The organism is Corynebacterium sp. SCR221107 (genome assembly GCF_027886475.1).
Classification (GTDB): domain Bacteria; phylum Actinomycetota; class Actinomycetes; order Mycobacteriales; family Mycobacteriaceae; genus Corynebacterium.
Window position 1 is genome coordinate 2,145,649 of the sequence record NZ_CP115670.1, and the last position, 17,784, is coordinate 2,163,432.

Sequence of the window (17,784 nt, forward strand, 5' to 3'; positions counted from 1 at the left end):
ACCGATCCGTGCCCGATGCCGAGGCCACCTCACGCGCCTGCCCCGGCTACATGCCACATCCACCTTGCGAACCCACCTCTGGCCCCACCTTTGAACACCCTGCAGCCCCCACCGTTAGCTAAGGCCGCAACAGCGCGGGGTCCTATTATTAATCGGGTGAAAAATGAGGCGAAATCATCCCAGGTGCCGTTTGGCAAGGCGGTAGCGCTGTGGGCCACCGCATGCGCTGTCTATATCGTGGCGATCACGGGACGAACCTCTTTCGGCGTGGCCGGGGTGGAGGCCATCGATCGCTTCCACATCGACGCCTCCAGGCTTGCGGTATTTACCTCGGTGCAGGTGGGTGTCTATGCCCTGGCGCAGGTCCCGGTGGGGATGCTCATCGATCGCCTCGGCGCGCGCAGGCTGCTGTTTTATGGCGCGTTGGTGATGGCGGCCGGACAGATGGTGTTGGGGCTGGCGCCTAGCTACGCGGTGGCCATTGCCGCACGCGTGTTGGTCGGGGCCGGCGATGCCACCGCCTTCTTGTCGGTGATGCGGCTGCTTCCGCTGCTGTTTCCCGTTCGGCGCACGCCCTTGTTTTCGCAGCTGACCGGCGGCATGGGCCAGATTGGGCAGTTTTTGTCGGCGGTGCCTCTTTTGCAGGCAGTTCATGCCTTTGGCTGGTCGTGGGCGTTCGTCGGCTTGGGCGCGGTCGGGGTGATCGTGGCCGCGGCGGGCTATGTTTTCCTTTCCGGTACCGACCAGGCGGCGTCGGCAAGCAAGAATGCAGGCGGCCGCGGCATGCTGGGTGCGGTGCGGCAGGTGCTTGCACGCCCGGTGGTGTGGCAGGCGGTGTTTATTCACTGGACGGCGATGATGCCGATTTCGCTGTTTTTGCTCATGTGGGGCGTGCCGATGATGCGCCTGGGCATGGGGCTGTCGACCGCGCAGATCGGCACGGTGCTCACGCTGGTCACGGTGGCCAGCGTTGCCGCAGGTCCCGTGCACGGGGTGATTTCGGCGCGCCTGGGCCTGCGCCGCGACGATGCGGCCGGCTGGTGTGCGCTTGCCATTTGCTTGACGACGCTCGCCTTCTTCGCTCCCCGCACCGCCCCCAGTGCCGCGTCAGGCGCCGGGCTGGGCGCTAGCCCGGCCGTTACGTCCGTGACCGTCATGCTCGTGGTGGTGGCATTTCTGACGCCTGCAGCCAACTATGGTTTCGATACCATCCGCGAGCGGGTGGATCACGCCGTGCTGGCCACGGCCACCGGGGTTGCCAACATGGGTGGTTTTACCGCCATCATGATCGCAGCGCAGCTGCTGGGCATCGGCCTCGATCACCTAGCCCCCGACGGTAACTACACGTGGGCGGATTTTCGCCAGGCCTGGCTTGCGGTGGGCCTGACATGGGGTATCGGCATGATCGGCTACCTTGCCAGCCGCCAAAAGGTGCGCGCCCGACGCCGCGGAAACCACGCCTAGGGCTTCCGGACCGGATGACGGCCGGGCGCAGTTGGTGTGTTAGCGACGCTTGTTGTTGAAGGCGTCGATGAAGGCCCCCATGACGGCATCCCCAAGCTTGGCGGTATCCACGTGGGCAAGGTTGCTTGCCGCGGCGCTTGCAGCGTGGCTCACTGCGGAGCTTACCGCGGATCCCGCGGTGCCAACTCCGGCTGCCCCGCTGCCAGACTGCGCCTCATCGATGCTGAAATGAAGGGTGGATCCTTCCACACGTCCCTGCGTGCTGCGATGGGCGCCGGCGGATTCCACGGCATCGACGAAGGCCAGGAGCTGACCGAAGGTGCAGTTATCCAGGTCGAGCGAGATGTGAACAGCCATGAGTTTTCTCCTTGAAGTATCGAGGGCGGCTTGCAAGCTTCAAGGCTAGGCGCACTGTGGCCCACCCCGCCTCGGGGATCACCCGGATTTTTCCACCCCTAGGGGTTACCTGCCCAACTCCGCGCTGGATTCGCCCCAGAAGACCTCATCGACCACCTTGCGGGCGCGCCTGGTGACCTTCAGGTAGTTGTCCAGGAACTCCTGGTACTCGCTGGGATCCCAGCCCGCGGCGCCGGCGACGGCGGCCAGCTGCTGGGCCTGGTGCGGGATCTGATCCATCCGCTTGCCGCGCACGAGCACGATCGCGTTGCGGGCCCGCGTCGCGGTGTTCCAAGCTTCCTCTAGGATATCGACCTGCTCGGCGGGGATGATCCCCTCCTCGCGGATGACGTGGAGCGTTTCGATCGTGGAGGTGTTGTGCAGGCCCGGGTACTCGTGGGCGTGCATCATGGTCAAAAGCTGCACCGTCCACTCGATGTCCGAGAGGCCACCGCGGCCGAGCTTGGTGTGGGTGTTGCGATCGGCGCCGCGCGGCAGGCGCTCGTTGTCCACGCGCGCCTTCATGCGGCGCACCTCGCGGATGGTCTTGTCGCTGATCCCGCCTGCCGGGTAGCGGTACTTATCAATCATGCGCAAGAAACGCTCGCCGAGATCGGGGTCGCCCGCGATCCAGGTGGCCCGCAGCAGCGCCTGGATTTCCCAGGACTCGCCCCAGCGCTGGTAGTACTGGTCATAGGACTCCAGGGTGCGCACCACCGCGCCCGAACGCCCCTCGGGGCGCAGGCCCAGGTCGACCTCCAGCGGCGGATCCCCGGTGGGCTTGGACAGCCGGGTGCGCATCCGATCGCAGACCTCAATAGCCCAGCGCACGGCGTCGTTTTCGGGCACGCCCTCAGCCGGGTCGCACACAAACATCACGTCCGCATCCGATCCGTAGCCCAGCTCCGCGCCGCCCAGGCGGCCCATGCCGATCACGGTGATCGCGGCGGGCGCGGTCTCCCCCAGCCCCTCGGCTGCGCGATCGCGCAGGGAGGTGGCGATTTCGGCATTGAGTGCCGCCTCGAGCACGGCGTCCCACACCGAGGACAGGCGCTTGCACACGTCGTGCACGCTGAGCATTCCCAATAGGTCCGCCGAGGCAATGCGCGAGAGCTCCGCCCGGCGCATCGAGCGGGCGACGTTGATGGCAAAGTCCGGGTCATCGTGGCGCCCGGCGGCGCGCACCAGCGAGGTGCAGGCCTGATCGAAGGGGGTTTCCAGGAGTTTGGGGCCGTGGGCGCCGTCGCCCAACAGCTTCACCGAGTCCGGCGCGGAGATGATGAGGTCGGCGGTGAAGGGCGAGTTACCCAAGATTCGCATGAGCCTTTTGCCCACGATGCCTTCGTCGCGCAGCATGCGCAGAAACCACGTGCGATCGCGGGCGGCGTCGGAAAGCTTGCGGTAGTTGAGCAGGCCCGCATCCGGGTCGGCGGTGCCCGAGAGCCACTCCATGAGCGTGGGCAGCAGCATTTCCTGGATCTTAGCCTTGCGGGAGGCGCCGGTGGCCAGCGCGGTGAGGTGTTCGACCGCGCGATCCGGGAAGCGGTAGCCGAGCGCCTGCAGCTGCAGCTTGGCGGCCTCCGGGGACAGCTTGAGGGTGTCCACGGACATCGAGACCACGGAGTTGAGCAGCGGCCGGTAGAACAGCTGATTGTGCAGCTGGGAGATCTGGATGCGCACCCGGCGCAGCTTCTCGCCCAGGACTTCGATGGAGCTGTGTCGTCCGTCGCCGCGGAAGCCGGCGGCATGGGCCAGCCAGCGCATGTTCTTCTCGTCCTCCGGCGCCGGCAGGGTGTGGGTGCGCTTGACTTTTTGCAGCTGGAGGCGGTGTTCGAGCATGCGCAGGAAGGCGTAGGCATCGATGAGCGCCTGCCCGTCCTCCCGGCCGACGTAGCCGCCCTCAACCAGGGCCTTCAGCGCGTCCACGGTGGCGAGCGTGCGCAGGGATTCGTCGGAACGCCCGTGGACGAGCTGGAGTAGCTGCACGGCGAACTCCACGTCGCGCAGGCCGCCCACGCCCAGTTTCAGCTCGCGCTCCTTGAGTGCCTTGGGCACGTTTTCCAGCACGCGTCGGCGCATGGCTTGGACGTCATCGACGAAGGACTCGCGCTGGCTGGCGGTCCACACCATGGGCTCGAGTAGGTTGCGGTAGTGCTTGCCCAGCGGGATCGAGCCGGTCATCGGCCGGCCCTTGAGCATGGCCTGGAATTCCCAGGTCTCCGCCCAGCGCTTGTAGTAGGTGATGTGCGATTCCACCGTGCGCACGAGCGCGCCGCGTTTGCCCTCCGGGCGCAGTGCGGCGTCGACCTCGAAGTAGCAGCGGCAGCCGATGCGGATGAATTCGCTGGCGAGGTGGGTGGCAGAAGGGCTGGCCGGTTCGGCGACGAAGATGACGTCCACGTCGGAGATGTAGTTGAGCTCGCGGGCGCCGCACTTGCCCATGGCGATGATGCCAAGCCGCGCGTCGACGGGATCGTCGCCGTAGGTGTTGCGCACCGCCACCGCCAGCGCGGCCGTCAGCGCTGCGTCGGCGAGGTCGGCCAGGGCATGGGTGACGGTGCTAAAGGGCACCTCGGGCTGTCCCTTGCGCCTGTCGTCGGCCGGGTAGGTTCCGGCAAGATCACAGGCGGCGATGCGCATGAGCAGGCTGCGGTAGGTGCGCCGCAAGAGTTGCTCGGCTTCAGCCCCGCCGATGCCGGCCCGGTAGGTTCCCACGCTATCAAGGCCAGGGCTTGCCGTATCCGGTTCGGTTACCGGTCCCGCCGCGTCCGGGGCGATGGCGAAGTCCGCAGGCACCGCCTCGACCACCCCGAGCAGCTCGGCGAGCATCTCCTCCACGGTGGGCAGGGGCAGGGTGAGCAGCTTCCATTGCTGGGGGTTGGCTGCCAGGTGGTCCCCGAGTACCGAGGAGGCTCCGAGCAGCGCGATGAGGCGCACCCTAAAAGCCAGGTCGGAGCGCATGCGGGCATCGATGTCCGCGTGGTTGCCGCCGGCGGCGTCGAGTCCCTGCATGAGCCGGATGAGGTTGTTGAGCGCCAGGTCGGCGTCGGCGGCGCCGGTTAATGCCCACAAAAGATCGATGGAGGATTCGTTCATCCAGCCAAGCCATTCGAGGTCGCTGGCGGCGTTGCGGCCGTGCAGGTTGAGCGCGGCCAACGTCGGCAAGGCGTTGCGGGTGGTGCGGGGATGCGGCATGAAAGCGGTTCCTTTGTGGTTGCTGCTTTGTGCTTAGCGACGGCCACAGGCCGGCCCTGGGTGGGCCACCCATGGCACGTGCCGGTTAGTACTCGAGGTTGTTGGCCAGTTCCCAGGGGGTGATCTGCTGCTGGTAGTCGTGCCACTCGCGCCACTTGTTGCGCAGGAAGAACTCGAAGACGTGCTCGCCGAGGATGTCGGCGACGAACTCGGAGCGTTCCATCTCGCGCAGCGCCTGATCCAAGCTGGAGGGCAGGTCTGCATAACCCATGGCCTTGCGCTCGCGGCGGGTGAGCAAGGCCAGATCCTCCTCGGCCGGATCCGGCAGCTCGTAGCCCTCGCGGATACCCCGCAGGCCTGCGCCGAGCAAGACCGCGATCGCCAGGTACGGGTTGCACGCCGAATCCGGGGAGCGCACCTCCACCCGGCGCGACTCAGCCTTGGCCATGCGGTAGGTGGGCACGCGCACGAGCGCGGAGCGGTTGGACGCGCCCCAGGTGGCGGCGGTGGGGGCCTCGTTGCCGAAGAGGATGCGCTTATAGGAGTTGGTCCACTGGTTGGTGATGGCGGAGAACTCGTTGGCGTGGGTCAAGATGCCGGCGATGAACTGCTTGGCGGTCTTGGACAGGGAATATTCGTCGTCGGGGTCGTGGAAGGCGTTGATATCGCCTTCGAATAGCGACATGTGGGTGTGCATGGCCGAGCCCGCGTGGTCCTTGAAGGGCTTGGGCATGAACGTGGCCCCTACCCCGTTGACCAGTGCCACCTGCTTCATGATGTGGCGGAAGGTCATGATGTTATCGGCCATGGTCAACGCGTCGGCGTGGCGAAGGTCGATCTCTTGCTGCCCGGGGGCTGTTTCGTGGTGGGAGAACTCCACCGGGATGCCCATGTCTTCCAGCGCGAGCATCGCCGAGCGGCGAAACTTCGGGGCGTCATTGTGGCTGGCCTGATCGAAGTAACCGCCGTTGTCGGTGGGGATGGGCGGCTGCCCATCGGTTTTGAGCGACTTGACGAGATAGAACTCGATCTCGGAGGAGACCATGCAGGAAAAGCCCTCGTCGGCGGCCTTTTGCACCTGACGGCGCAGCACCTGGCGCGGGTCGGAATAGAAGGGCTGGCCGTCCGGGTTGGAGATGTCGCAGAACATGCGCGCGGTGCGCAGGCGCGGCTCATCCTGGTCGAAGGGCAAAAGCTGGAACGTGGATGGGTCCGGCAAGGCGATGGTGTCAGACTCGGAGATGCGGGAAAAGCCCTCGATGGCGGATCCGTCGAAGCCGATGCCCTCCTCGAAGGCTGACTCGAGCTCCGCGGGAGCCACCGACACCGACTTGAGATAACCCAGGATGTCTGTAAACCAAAGGCGCACGAAGCGGATGTCTCTTTCTTCCACGGTGCGCAGTACGTAGTCCATCTGTGATTCCATAGCTTTAGATTACGTACCTTTGCCTACCCGGCGCTAACACAAGCAAGGTAAATCCAGCCCGGACTCAGCGTTGGGTTCCCCACGATGCGGAACACCATCCCCTTTAAGCCTTCGGCCACTGCCCCCATGATCGGTCACACCTGATGCCCACGGGCTACGCAAGACATTGTTCGGGGGCTACTGCCGGGGGTGGTAGCGCGCTTTATACCATGCGTTTTCATTACTTCCGACGCAGCTTCCCCGCGGGCGGGATTTAGCTGCTAGAACAAACGTATGGGCATTAATAAGCAACTGGAAGTCGAGTTGAAGTTTGAGGTTTCCCCGGAGGCTTCGGCTCCCCTCCTTGGGGCTGTGGAGCACGTCGTTTCCGTGGAACCGGAGCAGGTGCATCACCTCTCGGCGGTGTACTACGACACAGATGACCTGCGCCTGTCGCGCGCCAAGATTGCGCTTCGTCGTCGCACCGGCGGCAAGGACGAAGGCTGGCATATCAAGATGCCAGGGCAAGGAGGCCGCGTGGAGATTCAGGCCCCGCTCGATGCTTCGAAGTCCCCGGACAACGATCAGGTGCCCGAGGAGTTGATGGGGGCCATCCGCCACCTGGTGCGGGTCAAGCCGCTGCAGCCCATCGCCCGGGTGGACAATGAGCGCCACGAGGTCGTAGGCCTCGGCGTCGACGGTGAGCCGGTGGCCGAGCTGTGCGACGACCACGTCACCTCGTGGTCGTATCTGCCTGGCGGGGTGGAAAATAGTTGGCGCGAGTGGGAGGTGGAGGTCACCTCCCACGCCCAGGAGCTCGGCATCACCGAGGCGGTGCTGCGTTCTGCCCGCGGCATCATCGAAGCCGCCGGTGGGCGCGTATCCGATAGCCCGTCGAAGCTGGTCATGGCCTTGGGCGATTCGGTTGCCAATGTGAAGATCCCGGAGCCGGTTGCCACCTTGGACAAGGACAACCCGGCGGCGGCCGTGCTGGCCGCGCTCAAGCGCAATCGGGACAAGCTGCTCGAATATGATCCGCGGGTGCGCCGCGATGAGTTCGATTCGGTACATCAGATGCGCGTGGCCACCCGCGAGCTGCGCAGCCACATGCAGACCTTTGAGGGCATCCTCACGGGTGAGAAGTACCTTTCCTTGGAGGAGCACCTCAAGCAGCTGGCGGGCATTTTGGGTCAGGCCCGCGATGCGGAGGTGATCGCCGCGCGTTTCAAGGAGCTGTTGACCCTCGACGAGGCCTCCGTGCTCGATGACGCCACCCGCGCCCACCTGGAAGGCGACATGCAGCGCCAGTACGAGCTGGCGCACCGCAGGGTGGTGCGCACGCTGGATGATCCGCGCTACTGGCAGATGCTCGATGATCTCGACGACATCCTGGCCAACCCGCCGCTGGCCGAGCAGTCCGTCGACGACGCCGACACGCACGACACCGGCACTCCCGCGACCGGCGCAGCCGCCGCCGACGCCGCCGACGCCACCGACGCCACAGACGCCGTGCAGCCTGCCAATAAGGCCAAGCCGGCACAGAAGCGCTCCCCCGAGGAGATCCTGCTGGCTCACCTCAAGACTGCTTTCAAAAAGCTGCACGCACGCCACGAGCTGGCCACGGCCGGGCTGGGCGATTCCGAGTTGAGCCTGCATGCCAAGGAGGAGCGGTTCCACGATATCCGCAAGGCAGCCAAGAAGCTGCGCTACTCGGCGGAGGCGGTCGGCGATGCCACGAGCCTAAACACGAAGAAGCTGTACCAGGCCTGCAAGCAGATGCAGGAGGTACTGGGTGATTTCCAGGATGCGGTAACCGCCCGCGATAAGGTCACCCATTTCGCCGAGGCGGCCCGGCGCGCGGGCGAGGACACCTTTGGCTATGGTGTGGTCTACTCCATCGAGCACCACCAGGGTCTAGAAGCGCTGTCTCGCTATGACGACACCTATGAGGCCGTCACCAGTGCCTATAAGGCGCTGATCAAAAAGGCCGGGAAGTAGCCGGCACGAGTAAAGGGCGCCTCCTCCTCGATGACATCGCGAGGAGGAGGTGCCCTTTGGGTTTAACGCCCCGAGTATCGAGCGGTTGTCATTCGAGCCTATTTTTCCCAGTCGTCGCCGTCTTCCCACGTCGAATCGTAGGAGTCGGCGGCGTCGTTGCGGGCCTTGATGGTCTCGAGTGCGTGCTCGGCCTGCTCGCGGGTGGCGTAGGGGCCCATCCGGTTTTCGAAGCTGGAGACCTTTCCTTGCTCGACCTGCCCGGTCTTTTGGTTGTAGAACCAGGCGGTATCGCCCGCGTTGAAAGCGCCGGTGGATCGTGCCATGTTCTCTTCCTTTCCTTGTATCCCGGGGAGGTTTCCGGTTGGTGGTTGTGGCCGTGCGCAGGTGCCCATATGTTGAGCCCGCGCGGTTGCTTTTAAGCTTAGGCCAGTAAAGTAATAAGGCCATAAGCTTTTCCCGGCGTAGGCCGTTCGATGAGCCAATTGTGCCCCTAAAACCACCGAAGGATGATGTCATGCCGACTTGGCCACACCCGGAGTCACCGTGTCTTGCCCGTGCGGTTGCAGCCCACGAGGAGGCTTTCGGGGAGGTTACGGCCACGGCGAGCGCGCCCGCGACGTGGCTGCTGATCGGCGAGCACACCGATCACTTCGGCGGCATCGTGGTCGTCGGCATGCATGCGGCGCAGCTTGCCGTGGCGATCTCCCCTCGGGCGGATGCCACCTTCGTCGTCGATGAGCACACCATCGCCGAGGATTTCGCCGGCTACGATACCTCCCGCAGCACGGCTGAAGGCTTCGATGTTCACGAGCAGGCCCACGGTCCCGCCGAAAACGCGGCCGCGCGCCTTGCCGGGTTGGTGCATACGATGATGCACCGGCAGTTGGTTTCCCGGGAGACGGCCGGCTTTAACGTCACGATCGTCTCCGATATCCCCCGCCGCGCGGGCCTGGGCGAGCAGGTTGCGGCCGACGTGGCCGCCGCGCTCGCCTTCGCCGCGTCAGTCGAGGAGCTGGATTCGCCGCCGGTGCGCACGAAGCTTGCCGACGTGTGCTACCAGTCTTCGCAGGCGTTTTCCCCCACCCCTCAGGTCCGCGCCCGCTATGCCGCCGCGCTGCGCGGCCAGGCGGGCGCCCTGCAGGTGATTGACTATGCCGACGGCTCTATTACCCAGGCCCCGCAGCCGTTCGGCGAGGCAACCGGGCTAAGCGCCTTCGTGATCATCCCGCCGTCTGCCACCGCCTTCACCGGCGAGCTCGTGGCCGCCCGCGCGGCCTTCATTGACAAGGCCGCCGCGGCGTTTGGCGCAGAGTCTTTGCGTTTGCTTCCCGACGCCTCCACGCGCGTCATCGACTGGCTGCGCGCCGTCCACGAGGTGTTAGGCCCCGAGGAGGTCCCCTCGGTCGAGGAGGCCAGCGCGTGGATGCAGTTTATGGATCTCGAGATCGCGGCCGCTGCGAAGGCCACGGTGGCCTTGCGCTCCCGGAAGATCGCCGAGCTGGTGCCGCTGCTGCAGGCATCGAGCATAAACCTCGGGCCCCTCCTGGGCCTGGGACACGACACCGCGGCTGTACAGCAGCTGTGTCAGGTCCGCGGGGCGGTGCTCACCCGCGCCGCCGAGGCCGGCTCCTGCGGCAGCGTGATCGCGGTGGTACCGTCTCATCGCGCGGCCAATTTTGCCGCGGACCTGTCCGCCGACGGGCTCGGCGTGATAGCGCTAAGCGACGACTAAGACCCGCCCAAACCCCCTGGGGCCTAATCGGCGGGCCAGGCGAAAGCCACGTCGCGGCTGGCGACGTCGGCACGCACGAGGGTGACCACTGCCCCAGTGCCAACCGGTGGGGCGCCAACGCAAGTACCGAACACCGGTGGGTGCTCGATGAACACCCGCGCGGTGTTTTTCGCCTGCGCGGATTCCATCACCACCGCCTGGAAATTCTCGCCGCGCCACGGGGCCAGCACAACCGCCTCGGTGAGATCCAGGCAGGCGCGATCCACCAGCGCCGCTACCTGGGAGCTGGAATTCATGGTGGCCAGCACCTGGTCGAGGCCCTCACCAACCCACTCGGGCACCTCTTCCCCACTGCTCAAGGCTAGGCACACCTCTTGGCCGTAGCGGTCGATGAGCCTGCGCAGCGGCGCGGTCACGTGCGCGTAGTAGCCGCCCACGCCGGCATGCACCACGGGTTCTTGCCCCTCCCCGAGCTTTTGGTAGCCCGCCCCGCGCAGCAACTTCTTGGCCTCGCGCATGAGGGCCATCCCCCGCGGGGCGTCCGCATCGATGCTGGCCAGCAGCGCTGCCGCGTCATGCGTGCCGACGTTGTCCGGCACCGCAAACCCCAGCGCCGTGGCCGCCTTGCGAAACTGCACCAGCGCCCCATCATCGGCCGGGGCTAAGGTGCGCAGCACCCCCACGCCTGCCTGGGCCATCAGCTCCCCGGCACACATCCCCGCCAGCAGGGAAATCTCGGAGTTGTAGTCCATCGCCTTGACCCGCGGCTCCAGCTCGAGGCTGACCTGCCCGGACTCATCGCGCACGAGCGTTTGGCTGGGGGCACGCAGGTTGATCGCATTCCGGCGCAGCGCGCTGCGCGCCCGCAGCTGCCCCACCGTGGGTAGTAGGGCAATCGATGGGTGCGCGCGCCCGGAATCGACATCCCTTTGTACCCCCTCGTAGTCGAATCGTGCCCGCGAGCGGATCAGCGCCCGCTCGCAGCGAAAGTCCACGACTTCTGCCTGCTGGCCCAGCTCGATGGTCCACAGCACACACGGCCGATCCACCCCTGGCAACAGGCTTGCTTTGCCTTCGCTGATGTGGGCCGGATGCAGCCTGGCGGGGGTATCGGGCAGGTAGATCGTCTGCCCGCGCTTAAGCGACTCCTTACCCACGCGGCTGTCGGGGCTGACGAATGCCGCCACATCGGCGATCGCGTAGGAGACCCGGTACCCGGTGGGTGTTTTTTCGATGTGCAGCGCCTGGTCGAGGTCCATTGAGCCGGGCGGGTCGATGGTCACAAGTGCTAAGTCCCTGCGGTCGATGCGTGTGTCTGCGAGCCGATCGGCGAGCGCGGCCGCCTCTTGTTCGACCTCTGGGGCAAAGGCTACAGCCACGCCGAATTCTTCGGCGATGGCGTGGAAATCAAGGTCGGCGGCATACAGCTTCATGACCACCCATTGTCCCATGTAATTCCCGCTCGCGCAGCATAGTTCACGTGTGGGCGAATGAGCCACCCGATAAGCCGGATTCTGTACCGCGTCCGCGGCGGCGATCATCCATCTGGGTCAGCCATCGCTGACTGCCTCAAGCAGCTACCCGCGAACTCGGGCGAGCAGCCCTAGAATCGTTCGCGCGCACGCGCGAAATGCGCGTGCTTCTTGCCTTGCTCCCAGTGGGGTTTACCCAGCCACGACGGTCACCCGCCGTGCTGGTGCGCTCTTACCGCACCGTTTCACCCTTACCAGGAAATATCCTGGCGGTCTATTTTCTGTTGCACTTGCCCGCAGGTCACCCTGGGTTGCCGTTAGCAACCACTGCGCTCTGTGGAGTCCGGACTTTCCTCGGCCGAATGCCTGCACGCCAAATACGCCGATGCACGCGGCCGCGATCGCCTGGATGGCTCATTCGCGGGGACTAGCTTACCCCGTCCAATCGCGATATCGAAAAATTCTGCACTGCGCCATTTTCCGTAGACGCTTGTCGCCACGAGACGTGAAGTCCTTGGGTCTACCATCCCCACGTCCGCGACAGTGAAAAGCAGTTACCCTAAATGCGACGTATCATTCATCAATCGCACACACGTTGGCCCGTCCGCATAGAACTCCGCTATGGACAGTGAGGCGAGATCAAGGTGCATGCGATGGAAAACGCCGACGTTGGTGTCGAGTGCCACTCGGAGGATGGCCTTGATGGGGGTTACGTGGCTTACCAAAAGCACGGTCTTGCCTTCATATTGCTCGCGCAGCTCATCGAGGGTGTTCCGGACGCGGCGGAAAACCTGCTGCAAGGATTCCCCACCGGGGGGAGCAATCTTGGTGTCGGCGAGCCATGCTGAATGCAGCTCCGGATCGGCAGCATGAGCCTCGGCGAAAGTCAGGCCATCCCAGTCACCGAAGTTCATCTCGATGAGTCCGCGATTCGTTTCCACTGGCAGGCCGATCGCGTCCGCCACGGCCTGAGCGGTTTGCTGAGTCCGCTTCAAAGGTGATGCGACAATCGCTTCGATACCGCCGCTCGCGGACAGACGCTTCGCCGCAGCTTGTGCCTGCTTCTGCCCGAGATCGCTAAGAGCTGGATTGGAAAGCCCAGAGTACTGGCGTGCCGCCGACATCGGGGTTTGGCCGTGCCGTAGGAGCAGAAAACGAGTCGCTTGAGTCGTTGCGCCATTCCAGCTGGTGGCAGGCTTGTCGGCTGGGGCGGATTGTTTGTCTTCATCCGTGGCCTTCTTGGCAACGGGGAACGGGGAATACTCATCCAGAAACCCCACGGGCGCGCCCTTGGCAAGAGCGTCCATGGCCTTGTTCGCCAATTCGTCGGCGCGCGCGTTGTCGCTGCGGGGAACCCAGTGGTAGCTAATCGAATCAAACGCCTTGGCAACGTCGCGGCATTGCACCGCGAGCTCGCGCATATCGGGGTGCTTGATCTTCCACCGCCCTGACATCTGTTCCACCACGAGCTTGGAGTCCATGTTGACGGTGACCCGGCGCGCTCCTAATTCGCTGGCGCGGCGCAGGCCGTTGAGGAGGGCGTGGTACTCGGCAACGTTGTTAGTGGCTTTGCCCACTACGTAGGCCAGCTTTTCAATGACCATGCCGTCGGAACCGATGAGTACGGTTCCCGAGCCGGCAATGCCGGGATTGCCGCGGGAGCCGCCATCGGCCTCAATGGTGATTTCCTCAACGTTGCTCATAAATCGCTTCCTACCTGCGTTTCCCCACCTGAATTGTTCCTTTTAGCACCCTAGCTGCGGACGAGGAAGGTCCCACACTCCGGGCATTCTGGCATCTCGTCGACGGGCGTCTGGCGAATGATGGAAAGGTCGGCAGGGGGCAGCATGATGAAGCAGCCGCCGCACGAACGTCCATTGAACTTTGCCACGCCCACGCCGTTTTCGAGCCGACGGTCGTCGAAGAGAGCCAGCAGTGGGCTGGAGACCTTGGATCGCAGTTCATCGATGAGTGCCTCGCGGTCGGCCGCACTGGTAGCCGAGGAATCCGCCGCTACTTGAGCGGTGAGCGCCTCGATCTTCTTCTTGTGCTCCGTAACGCGTTGCTTGCTTAAGTCAGCGTTGTTTCGCAGGGCGTGGATCTCATTGTGTGCCTCCTGCAGCTCGCTCATGAGATCGGCGATGCGAGATTTAGCTGCGTACAGGTCATGTTCGAGATCTTTGCGTTGCTCGTTGTCGCTGGCAGCGCCGAGCTGAGCCTTGTCATCGGCGACGCGACGGCGCAACTTTCGCTCGTCTTCTTGAATGCGCAGGATTTCGAGCTCCATGTCATCGACGGCCATTTGGGCCGCGCCTGAGGCGGAGATCAGACGCTCAAGTTCCGCATTCGCGGCATCCAACTCGCGCTTGGCTGGACTGGAAGTAACGGTAGTGGTGGCGTTTTGAGCACGCAGGGTGGTGGCCAGTTCGAGTAGGACCTTTTGCTCTTCGATTGATACCTTCGGCGAGGTCACAGGTGTTTCCTTCCAGAAAATGTTGAGTTTTCGTAGTTGATGGGCGCCATCGATGCTGCGTTTAAAGGTGCCAAAGATGACGAATACGCGAAAATCTACATGCTACACCGCTAGGTGTTAGCTTTCCACGCTCCCTGTCCCAGGATCAGGGTGCGCCGACATGGTCCACGGGTCGGTTCGTGTCGGCAACACGGTAACTTCTACGCCGGCGAGCGCTCCCCGCAGCAATTCCGCAGCCTGCGCTGTCCACGGGTATTCACTAGCCCAGTGCGCCGTGTCCACGATGAACGGACCGCCGGCGCGCAGATGCTCGTCTACTGGATGATGCCGCAGGTCGGAGGTGACGTACACGTCGACACCGAGGCGGCTCACGGCCTCGAGGAAACTATCACCGGAGCCCGAGGATACCGCGATCTTTTCCACCAGCGCCTCTGGATCGCCCGCCGCGCGCACGCCCCAGACGGTCTCGGGCAGCGCATTTGCCACCTGTTGGACAAAGTCCTTGAACTTCATCGCTTTTGGAAGCATGCCTACTCGTCCCAAACCCGGCGCGGAGGCAAGGTCTTGTTTCACCTCGATCGATATCACGTCATAGGCTGGCTGTTCGTAAGGGTGCGAGTTCTCAATTGCTGCCGTAATTGCTTGCCGACGAGATCGTGGCGCCACAAATTCCACCCGCACTTCCGCCACTGTTTCCAGCTTTCCTACTGAACCAATGGCGGGATCTGCCCCTAGCCCTGGACGGAATTGGCCGGTGCCAGCAATTTCGAAGGCGCACTCGGTGTAGTCGCCGAGCGCTCCCCCACCGGCCTCAAACACCGCTTGCTTGACGCCCTCGAGTGCATCGTGCGGGACTTGGAGGCCCCATTTGTCAACACCTGCTGGTTTGGGGCTGATCGGGCGGCCTGAGGATATGCCGACCAATTCAGCGAGCTTGTCGTTGACTCCGGGACGGGCAGAATCGGCATTGGTGTGGGCGGCAAAAAGCGCCACGCCACCCCTGATGAGCGTGTGAATGACCTTGCCTTTTGGCGTGTGTGCCGCCACCGAACTCACCCCCCGCAGCAAAAGCGGATGATGAACGATGAGCATGTCCGCCCCCATAGCCACGGCTTGTTCGGCAACCTGCTGGGTGCAGTCCAAGGCGAGGGCGATACGTGACACTTCTTCTTCGGGATCACCGCAGATCAAACCTACTTTGTCCCAGCTTTCAGCCAAATACGGTGGGTATGCTTCATCCATCACCGCGATGACGTCGTCGACAGTGACGAAGGTGTTGGCATTATTCTTGCTCACGATTAATCTCCCCTACTTCTTGTCCAGCCCGCAACATGATCATCTCGTGGCTTCGCCACCATCTTATGGCAGGGCTTCGCCGGTTAATTCCGTTACCGTTTGCGCAACTGCTTCAAGAAGCTGCGCAACCTTGGGCGCTTCGCGCACGGCGAGGCGCCAATAGCTGGTGTCGAGGCCTGGAAAGGTATCGCAGCGGCGTATCGCAATTCCTTTTTCGAGCAGCCGTCTTCGAACCAATTCGGGGTCGAGGCCCAAAACGTTGGGGCGATACAGCAGATAAGGCGCGACCGAATCGCTTGCCTCAGTCCACCCAGCCTCACTGAGCATGGTCCGCATTGTTGAACGGTGGGCTGCCACCTCGTCGACGATATCTGGCAATAATTCTTTCGATCGACTCATGATTGCGCGGGCGGCGACTAATTGCAACGTTCCCATCGGCCAATGGCTTCGACCAAGGCGGGCTCGACAAATGAGCTCCGGATGCGCCACCATATACCCCACCCTGAGTCCTGCGACTGACCACGTCTTGGTAAGGCTTCGAAGCACGACGAGTCTGTCGTCGCCGTGAGCCACTAGGTCAATCGCGCTCAATTCCTCCCCTTTAACAACCACGTCGAGGAATGCCTCATCGACAACGAGAATCCGGTCACCGGCCCATCGCCGAAGCATGAGTGGTGAAAACACCTGCCCGGTCGGGTTGGTTGGGTTGCCGATCACCACGCTGTCGCACTTTCCGAGCGCCCCCAAACGGGAAAATGGGGGTTCGAGCACAAGTTGGCTCACGTCCATTCCGCGTTCGCGAAAAATGATCTCGGGCTCGCTGAAACCGGGGTGCACCACTGCCGGTGTCTTTATGCCCAGACCAGCAAACAAGGCAAAGCCTTCGGCAGCACCATTGGTGAGCATGACACACCGTGGATCCACCCCATGTTGTTCAGCGATGAGGGCTTCCACGGCGGCCAGCTCCTGGGCATCAGGGTAGGCCGCAAGCTGTGGGATTGCCGCGGTCAGCGCATCGATCACGAAACGGGGTGGCTCGTTGTCGAGCACGTTGACGGCAAAGTCTAACGCAGCGCCGCGGGCATCTTCATCGCCGTGGATTCTCCTATTCACGGGCTTCGATTCTAGACCCACATACGGCATTACACGTGCTGCCGTGCAAGACTGTAATTCATGAGCACCGTATTGCTTGTCGACGTTGACGGCACCCTGGTCAATTCGTGGCCGGGAGTCCGGCAGACGCTGGAAAAGACATTTGAAGAAATTGACTGGCCAATGCCGAGCGAAGATGTCATCGCTCGATTACCTGGTCCGCCTCTTGGGGTGACTTTTGCTTCCTATGGAATGAGCGGAGAATACCTGACCCACGCACTAGAGGTTTTCCGACACTATTACACCGAATCGGGCTGGCGAAATGCATCTCTTTTCCCCGGATGGAAAGAAGTGCTTCCCCAGTGGAAGGCCGCTGGCTACTCCATCAACACCGCAACAAGTAAGTCGATCGGTCACACAAAATCGATCATCGAGAACCTCGGCGTCCGCCCCTATTTCGATTTCCTTGGTGCTTCAGGCGATGACGGTTCGCGTGGCACAAAAGCAGAGGTGATTGAGTATGTTCTTGAATCGCAAAACTTAGACCCAGCGCGCGATCGTATTCTCATGATCGGAGATCGTAGCCACGATATTGAGGGGGCTGCGGAATTCGCTATCCCCACCGCCTTGGTCGGCTGGGGACACGGCAACCAGGCTGAATGGGATTCCGCCGACTTCTTTGCCCGTGATTTCAAGGACTTGGAAAGGATCGTTCGTGACTTCGCACGCTAATCCCAGCGCTACCGCTCAACTACACGTTACATTTGTGTGCACGGGAAACATCTGTCGTTCCCCGATGGGTGACGTCATCCTCAATAGCATCATCCAAGCCAAAGGGCTTGTTGACAGGGTCATCGTGGATTCCTGCGGCATCGGCGGATGGCACGTGGGCCAAAAAACTGACAAACGAGCTTTGGCAGAGCTCTCAAGTGCTGGCTTTGACGGCTCGCGGCACCGCGCCAGCCAGATCGATGAGCGAAAGGAGGAAGCAGATCTTCTTATCGCAATGGATGAAGGACACGTCCGTGACCTTGCACGCCTCGGTGTCCCGTCTTCGAGGATCCGGCTGTTGCGCAGCTTTGATCCCACAGCGACCGATAGCAACGTGGAGGATCCTTATTACGGCTCGGAGCGAGACTTTACAACGGCACGCACCCAAATCGAGCAGGCCATGCCTGGAATTCTGGAGTGGATCTACTCCCAACTGGATTAATACTTGCGCTGTAGGCGGGCTATCCTAATTACTTAGGCTTGGATGAAA

14 protein-coding genes and 1 other RNA gene are annotated in these 17,784 nt (G+C 63.2%); 5 read left to right on the forward strand and 10 right to left on the reverse strand.

The window, feature by feature from the left end; all coding sequences use genetic code 11:
* Positions 1-156 precede the first annotated feature (156 nt).
* On the forward strand, positions 157-1,464 hold the full coding sequence (locus PAB09_RS09180; protein WP_271033379.1) for an MFS transporter: 1,308 nt from the start codon (positions 157-159) through the stop codon (positions 1,462-1,464).
* Positions 1,465-1,503: 39 nt separating this feature from the next.
* Here PAB09_RS09180 and PAB09_RS09185 read toward each other — a convergent pair whose 3' ends face one another.
* The 3 genes from PAB09_RS09185 to glnA all read right to left on the reverse strand — a co-directional run bounded on the left by PAB09_RS09185 (position 1,504) and on the right by glnA (position 6,481).
* Entirely contained in the window at positions 1,504-1,821 is a 318-nt protein-coding gene (locus PAB09_RS09185) for a hypothetical protein (RefSeq protein WP_271033380.1), read from the reverse strand.
* A gap of 105 nt (positions 1,822-1,926) precedes the next feature.
* The gene (locus PAB09_RS09190; protein ID WP_271033381.1) at positions 1,927-5,055 is read right to left on the reverse strand and encodes a bifunctional [glutamine synthetase] adenylyltransferase/[glutamine synthetase]-adenylyl-L-tyrosine phosphorylase; all 3,129 of its coding nucleotides are present in this window, start codon (positions 5,053-5,055) and stop codon (positions 1,927-1,929) included.
* An 85-nt stretch (positions 5,056-5,140) separates the two neighbouring features.
* On the reverse strand, positions 5,141-6,481 hold the full coding sequence (gene glnA, locus PAB09_RS09195) for a type I glutamate--ammonia ligase (RefSeq protein WP_271033382.1): 1,341 nt from the start codon (positions 6,479-6,481) through the stop codon (positions 5,141-5,143).
* A gap of 273 nt (positions 6,482-6,754) precedes the next feature.
* Here glnA and PAB09_RS09200 point away from each other — a divergent pair, with 273 nt between their 5' ends.
* Positions 6,755-8,458 carry a CYTH and CHAD domain-containing protein gene (locus PAB09_RS09200; protein WP_271033383.1) on the forward strand — a complete coding sequence of 568 codons (1,704 nt, stop codon included), beginning with the start codon at positions 6,755-6,757 and terminating at the stop codon, positions 8,456-8,458.
* 98 nt (positions 8,459-8,556) lie between these two features.
* Here the strand turns inward: PAB09_RS09200 and PAB09_RS09205 are convergent, their stop codons facing one another.
* On the reverse strand, positions 8,557-8,781 hold the full coding sequence (locus PAB09_RS09205) for a hypothetical protein (protein ID WP_271033384.1): 225 nt from the start codon (positions 8,779-8,781) through the stop codon (positions 8,557-8,559).
* A 191-nt stretch (positions 8,782-8,972) separates the two neighbouring features.
* Between PAB09_RS09205 and PAB09_RS09210 the strand changes: the two genes are divergently transcribed.
* The gene (locus PAB09_RS09210; protein ID WP_271033385.1) at positions 8,973-10,190 is read left to right on the forward strand and encodes a galactokinase family protein; all 1,218 of its coding nucleotides are present in this window, start codon (positions 8,973-8,975) and stop codon (positions 10,188-10,190) included.
* 23 nt (positions 10,191-10,213) lie between these two features.
* Here PAB09_RS09210 and PAB09_RS09215 read toward each other — a convergent pair whose 3' ends face one another.
* The 6 genes from PAB09_RS09215 to cobC form a co-directional block, all read right to left on the reverse strand.
* Entirely contained in the window at positions 10,214-11,623 is a 1,410-nt protein-coding gene (locus PAB09_RS09215) for an RNB domain-containing ribonuclease (protein WP_271033386.1), read from the reverse strand.
* Between the two features lie 54 nt (positions 11,624-11,677).
* An RNA gene (gene rnpB, locus PAB09_RS09220) (RNase P RNA component class A) lies at positions 11,678-12,079 on the reverse strand.
* Positions 12,080-12,216: 137 nt separating this feature from the next.
* Entirely contained in the window at positions 12,217-13,365 is a 1,149-nt protein-coding gene (locus PAB09_RS09225) for a bifunctional RNase H/acid phosphatase (protein WP_271033387.1), read from the reverse strand.
* A 50-nt stretch (positions 13,366-13,415) separates the two neighbouring features.
* Positions 13,416-14,135: a zinc ribbon domain-containing protein gene (locus PAB09_RS09230; RefSeq protein WP_271033388.1), complete on the reverse strand. Its 720-nt coding sequence runs from the start codon at positions 14,133-14,135 to the stop codon at positions 13,416-13,418.
* 117 nt (positions 14,136-14,252) lie between these two features.
* On the reverse strand, positions 14,253-15,377 hold the full coding sequence (locus PAB09_RS09235) for a Nif3-like dinuclear metal center hexameric protein (RefSeq protein WP_271035359.1): 1,125 nt from the start codon (positions 15,375-15,377) through the stop codon (positions 14,253-14,255).
* Between the two features lie 117 nt (positions 15,378-15,494).
* A complete protein-coding gene (gene cobC / locus PAB09_RS09240) occupies positions 15,495-16,574 on the reverse strand; it encodes an Rv2231c family pyridoxal phosphate-dependent protein CobC (protein ID WP_271033389.1) in 1,080 nt (359 codons plus the stop codon).
* A 30-nt stretch (positions 16,575-16,604) separates the two neighbouring features.
* Here cobC and PAB09_RS09245 point away from each other — a divergent pair, with 30 nt between their 5' ends.
* Both PAB09_RS09245 and PAB09_RS09250 read left to right on the forward strand, forming a co-directional pair.
* Positions 16,605-17,255, forward strand: a complete 651-nt coding sequence (locus tag PAB09_RS09245; protein WP_271033390.1) for an HAD hydrolase-like protein — start codon at positions 16,605-16,607, stop codon at positions 17,253-17,255.
* The gene (locus tag PAB09_RS09250; protein ID WP_442873664.1) at positions 17,239-17,736 is read left to right on the forward strand and encodes a low molecular weight protein-tyrosine-phosphatase; all 498 of its coding nucleotides are present in this window, start codon (positions 17,239-17,241) and stop codon (positions 17,734-17,736) included. Before PAB09_RS09245 ends, PAB09_RS09250 begins: the two co-directional genes overlap by 17 nt.
* Positions 17,737-17,784: the final 48 nt, after the last annotated feature.

Excerpts from the sequence above, each read along its gene's own strand:
- cobC (WP_271033389.1), bottom strand. The coding sequence starts at position 16,574 with ATGCCGTATGTGGGTCTAGAATCGAAGCCCGTGAATAGGAGAATCCAC.
- PAB09_RS09245 (WP_271033390.1), top strand. The coding sequence starts at position 16,605 with ATGAGCACCGTATTGCTTGTCGACGTTGACGGCACCCTGGTCAATTCG.
- PAB09_RS09225 (WP_271033387.1), bottom strand. The coding sequence starts at position 13,365 with ATGAGCAACGTTGAGGAAATCACCATTGAGGCCGATGGCGGCTCCCGC.
- PAB09_RS09190 (WP_271033381.1), bottom strand. The coding sequence starts at position 5,055 with ATGCCGCATCCCCGCACCACCCGCAACGCCTTGCCGACGTTGGCCGCG.
- PAB09_RS09210 (WP_271033385.1), top strand. The coding sequence starts at position 8,973 with ATGCCGACTTGGCCACACCCGGAGTCACCGTGTCTTGCCCGTGCGGTT.
- PAB09_RS09205 (WP_271033384.1), bottom strand. The coding sequence starts at position 8,781 with ATGGCACGATCCACCGGCGCTTTCAACGCGGGCGATACCGCCTGGTTC.
- PAB09_RS09200 (WP_271033383.1), top strand. The coding sequence starts at position 6,755 with ATGGGCATTAATAAGCAACTGGAAGTCGAGTTGAAGTTTGAGGTTTCC.
- PAB09_RS09185 (WP_271033380.1), bottom strand. The coding sequence starts at position 1,821 with ATGGCTGTTCACATCTCGCTCGACCTGGATAACTGCACCTTCGGTCAG.
- PAB09_RS09235 (WP_271035359.1), bottom strand. The coding sequence starts at position 15,377 with ATGGATGAAGCATACCCACCGTATTTGGCTGAAAGCTGGGACAAAGTA.
- PAB09_RS09215 (WP_271033386.1), bottom strand. The coding sequence starts at position 11,623 with ATGAAGCTGTATGCCGCCGACCTTGATTTCCACGCCATCGCCGAAGAA.
- glnA (WP_271033382.1), bottom strand. The coding sequence starts at position 6,481 with ATGGAATCACAGATGGACTACGTACTGCGCACCGTGGAAGAAAGAGAC.